Below are 1948 nucleotides of genomic sequence, written 5' to 3'. Positions count from 1 at the left end.
TGTCAACGTCGGTTTAAAACTGACCCACTTTCCGATGTTGTCGTCGGAGTAAAAGTGACCCACCTGGGCGCTCATCACATCAGTTGTTCCTGGCCTTGATCTGGCCCGCTTTGCGCTTGTCCTTGAGGCGGTAGCTCTCGCCGCTGATCTGCACGATGTGGGCGTGGTGGAGCAGGCGGTCCAGCAGGGCCGCAGTCAAGGTCTGATCGTCTGCAAAGGCACTGGCCCATTGGCTGAACGGTAGGTTGCTGGTCAGCACGATGCTGCCGCGCTCATACCGCTTGGCTACCACGTTGAAGAACAGGGTGGCCTCTTCGCGTCCGAATGGCAGATAGCCAATCTCGTCGACGATCAGCAATCGTGGGCCGATCACGGCGCGGTTGAAGTATTCCTTGAGCCGATCCTGCTTGTGTGCCGTGGCCAGTTGCAGCATCAGGTCGGCCGCCGTGATGAATCTCGTCTTGATGCCTGCCATGGCAGCCCGGTAGGCCAAGGCCTGTGCCAGATGGCTCTTGCCGACGCCGCTGGGCCCCAGGAAGACAACGTTCTCTGCTCGCTCGATGAAGGTCAGCGCCGCCAGTTCCTGAATCTGCGCGCGTGGCGCGCCACTGGCGAATGCGAAGTCGTACTCTTCCAGCGTCTTGATGGACGGCAGCGTCGCCATCTTCACCAGCGCCGAGCGTTGCCGCTGCAGTCGGGCATCGTTCTCCACCGTCAGGATCTGCTCCAGAAAGTCGCCCAAGCTGTCTTGTTGCTGCGCTGCCCGTTGCGCAACGGCCGCCCATTCACTGGCGATGCGCTCGAGCTTGAGTGCGCCACACAACGTGGCGATGCGTTCGTGCTGAAGGTTCACAGTCGCACCTCCAGCAGTTCGTTGTAGACGGACAGGGGATGCTGCAAGCTCTCGGCTGGAATCGGCCTGTTGCGCACAGGTGTGGCTGGCAATGCCGCCGGTTGCCTGACCGGCAGGGGCAGCAAGGCTGCGCGCTCCAGTGCGAGCCTTCTGTCAGGTCGTTCGCCCGTGGTGCCGTGCACGCGACTGTTGGCCACCTCGGTCAGCCATCGGCCGATGTGGGCGTTGGCCGCCTGCACGTCAAGCCTGAGCCCGGCCTGCTTGAGGCTGGCCGCCAAGGGCACGCAGAAGCTGCCCTTGAGGTAACCGTTGAATCGCTCGACCTTGCCCTTGGTCTTGGCGCGATACGGACGGCACAGGCGCGGCGTGAATCCGAATCGCTCCGACATCTTCAGCATCTCGCTGTGCCAACGGTGGCGGCCTTCGCCATAGGCATCTCGCTCGGTGACGATGGTGCTGGCGTTGTCGAACAGCACATGCTGCGGCACACCGCCAAAGTACTCGAACGCCTCAGCCAGACAACGGCCCAGCGTCTCGGCGCGCTCGTCGGCTGTGAAGCGCACCCAACTGGCGCGGCTGTAGCCCAGCGTGGCCACGAAGGCGATCAGCGGGTCACGTCCTTTGCGGATGTGCGTGAAGTCCGCCTGCATCTGCTGGCCTGGCGCCGTCTCGAATCGCACAAGCGGCTCCACCGGCTTGTCGCGATGGCCGTTGATGAACTGCTTGAGCTGCGTCAGCCCGCCCGTGTAGCCCTGCTGTGTGATCTCGCGCAACAGCACGACCGCCGGAATCCAGTGCGGCCTGGCCGCTTCGATCCTTTGCAGCAGATAGCCCTTGAACGGGTCGAGCTTGGTCGCTCTTGGCGACCTGGGCCCGTACACGGGCGCACCACCCTCACGCAGGTACCGCCTGACTGTGTTGCGCGAACAGCCCAGCTGCCGCGCCATCTCCCGGATGCTCATGCCCCGCCGAGACATCACCTTGATCTCCACTACTTGCTCCTGGGTCAACATCGGCGGCCAAAGCCGCCATCCTTACCCCAGGTGGGTCACTTTTACGCCGACGAAGTGGGTCAGTATTACTGCGGCGGTGACA

At 63.1% G+C, this 1948-nt stretch carries 2 protein-coding genes; both read right to left on the bottom strand.

Features of this window, described 5'->3' with window-relative positions; all coding sequences use genetic code 11:
* Positions 1-79: 79 nt before the first annotated feature.
* Positions 80-853: an IS21-like element helper ATPase IstB gene (gene istB, locus GTZ97_RS16375; protein WP_161652066.1), complete on the bottom strand. Its 774-nt coding sequence runs from the start codon at positions 851-853 to the stop codon at positions 80-82.
* Positions 850-1866: an IS21 family transposase gene (gene istA, locus GTZ97_RS16370; protein ID WP_161652064.1), complete on the bottom strand. Its 1017-nt coding sequence runs from the start codon at positions 1864-1866 to the stop codon at positions 850-852. The genes istB and istA overlap by 4 nt, the downstream gene beginning before the upstream one ends.
* Between the last annotated feature and the right edge of the window lie 82 nt (positions 1867-1948).

It is taken from the genome of Aquabacterium fontiphilum, from assembly GCF_009909205.1.
Taxonomy (GTDB): Bacteria; Pseudomonadota; Gammaproteobacteria; order Burkholderiales; family Burkholderiaceae_C; genus Aquabacterium; species Aquabacterium fontiphilum.
This window is presented reverse-complemented; position numbering and strand designations above follow the sequence as displayed.

Excerpts from the sequence above, each read along its gene's own strand:
- istA (WP_161652064.1), bottom strand. The coding sequence starts at position 1,866 with ATGTTGACCCAGGAGCAAGTAGTGGAGATCAAGGTGATGTCTCGGCGG.